The organism is Poinsettia branch-inducing phytoplasma str. JR1 (genome assembly GCF_000309465.1).
GTDB lineage: Bacteria > Bacillota_I > Bacilli_A > Acholeplasmatales > Acholeplasmataceae > Phytoplasma > Phytoplasma pruni.
In genome coordinates this window covers 1-2522 of the sequence record NZ_AKIK01000173.1, presented here as the reverse complement: position 1 = coordinate 2522, position 2522 = coordinate 1, and the positions used below count along the sequence as shown (strand labels likewise).

Sequence of the window (2522 nt, the reverse complement as noted above, 5' to 3'; positions counted from 1 at the left end):
AAAATAAATAGTTAAAATTAATTTTAAAGAAAAGAAATATAAAATATGAATTTTGAAATAAAAAAAGAAGTTTTATTGCATTTTTTACTCCAAATTCAAAAAATACTTCCTACAAAAACTTTTTTCCCAGTTTATTATAATATTAAAATAGAAATTCAAGAAGATGTTTTGTTTTTAGAAGTCATTAACATGAATATGGCAGCAAGATTAGAAATAAAAGATGAAAGTTTAAAAGTTAAAAAAACCGGTTCTTTAATTGTAATCGGAAAATATTTTATTGATATTATTAAAAAAATTTATTCACCTCTTATCAAGATTTCTTCTATGGATAATAAGTTATTAGTTATCAAAACTTTACCTTCTTCTGAATATAAATTAAAAATGATGAATTTTAAGGATTTCCCTTCTATTGATTTCGCTTTTAATTTTGAAAAATTTTTCCTTTTAAAAATTGATTTTTTAAAGAAATTAATTAAAGAAGCTGTTATTGTAACTTCTAAGGACAAACAAAAAATTATTTTAACAGGAGTTAATTTAATTTATAAAAAACCTTTTTTAACCGCTTTATCAACTGATTCTTTTCGCATAAGTCAAAAAAGAATAGAATTGAATTTAGATTATCCTGATTTTAATATCGTTGTTCCTAGTAAAAGTTTAGAAGAAATGAATAAACTTTTAGAACAACAAAAAGATGAAAGTATTAAAATAGCCATTAACGAACAAAAACTTTTTTTATATTCTGAATCTTTATTGTTTCAAACAATTCTTCTTCAAGGTAATTTCCCTTTGATGCAACAAATTAAAGAAGAAAATTTTTCTTCTTTTGTCAAATTAAAAAAAGAAGATTTAACTAAAACATTAGAAAGATTATCCTTATTTTTACCTAAAGAAGAAAATATTTTCAATAATATTGTTCATTTAAATATTGATCAAAATAAAAAAATAGAAATTTTTTCCGGAAGTGAAGAAATAGGAAACGCATCAGAAGAAATTTTACTTTTAGAAGACAAGGTCGAAGAAAATATCAAAACAGCCTTTAATGTGAAGCATTTAGAAGAAATTTTAAAAGTTTTTCCCACTAAAGAAATAAAAATTCATTTTGATAATTCGTCCAAACCTTTTATTATTTCTAGCGAAGAAGATAAAACGCTTTTATATTTAATTTTACCATTTTTATAAAATAATTGTTTTTAATGTAAAAGCAATTATTTTTTTACTTTTTGACAATTATTTATTCAAAAAAATTCAAAAAAGAGAGGAAAAAGAAAGATGAAAAATTTAAAAAAAGAAGATTTAGAAATTTATGAATTAATAAAAAAAGAAACTCAAAGACAAGAAGAACATATAGAGTTGATTGCTTCAGAAAATTATGTTTCTGAAGCCGTTTTGGAAGCTCAAGGGAGCGTTTTAACTAATAAATATTCTGAAGGTTATCCGCAAAAAAGATATTATCATGGTTGTGATTATGTTGATGAAATTGAAAACATAGCGATTGAAAGAGTTAAAAAATTATTTAAAGTTAAATATGCTAATGTTCAACCTCATTCAGGTTCACAAGCTAATATGGCTGTTTTTCAATCTTTATTAAAACCTAATGATACTATTTTAGGGATGTCGTTAAACGCTGGTGGTCATTTAACTCATGGTTCAAAAGTTAGTTTTTCTGGTAATTTTTTAAAATCATTTAGTTATGGTGTTTCACCAGATAACGAAATAATTGATTACGAAGAAGTTAGAAGAATAGCGCACGAAACCAAACCTAAATTAATTATCGCGGGAGCTTCTGCTTATTCTAGAACTATTGATTTTCAAGAGTTTAAAAAAATAGCTGATGAAGTTAATGCTTATTTAATGGTAGATATGGCGCATATTGCTGGTTTAGTGGCGGCTGACTTACATCCTTCTCCTTTTTTAGCTAATGCTGATATTGTCACTTCTACTACTCATAAAACTTTAAGAGGTCCAAGAGGAGGAATAATTTTAACCAATAATGAAGAAATAATTAAAAAAATTAATAAAGGCGTTTTTCCGGGCATTCAAGGAGGGCCTTTAATGCATGTTATCGCCGCTAAAGCGGTTGCCTTTAAAGAAAATTTAAAAGATGATTTTATTGTTTATCAGCAACAAATAGTTAAAAATGCAAAAGTTTTAGCCAATGCTTTAAAAGAATTAGGTTATCGTTTGGTTAGTCAAACAACTGATAATCATTTAATACTTATTGATTTGAAGCATAAAAACCCTTTTTTAAATGGTAAATTAGCAGCAGATGCTCTTTATAAGGCTAATATAACTGTTAATAAAAATTCTATTCCTTTTGATAAAGAAAAAATTTCTTTAACTAGCGGAATCAGAATAGGAACGCCGGCTATGACGACAAGAGGATTAAAAGAAAAAGATTTTGTTCAAATTGCTCATTTAATTGACCGAGTTTTAAATAATTATGAAAATGAAGAAGTTTTGAAAGAAGTTAAAAAAGAAGTATTGATGATAACAAAAAAATTCCCTTTAAAGAAAAATTAAAT

At 25.1% G+C, this 2522-nt stretch carries 2 protein-coding genes; both read left to right on the top strand.

Annotated features, from left to right (window positions below):
• The first annotated feature begins 45 nt into the window (after nt 1–45).
• A complete protein-coding gene (gene dnaN, locus ON17_RS03145; RefSeq protein WP_017192058.1) occupies nt 46–1179 on the top strand; it encodes a DNA polymerase III subunit beta in 1134 nt (377 codons plus the stop codon).
• Between the two features lie 90 nt (nt 1180–1269).
• Nucleotides 1270–2520 (top strand): serine hydroxymethyltransferase, encoded by a 1251-nt coding sequence (gene glyA / locus ON17_RS03140; RefSeq protein WP_017192057.1) that lies wholly within the window; start codon nt 1270–1272, stop codon nt 2518–2520.
• The last annotated feature ends 2 nt before the right edge of the window (nt 2521–2522 follow it).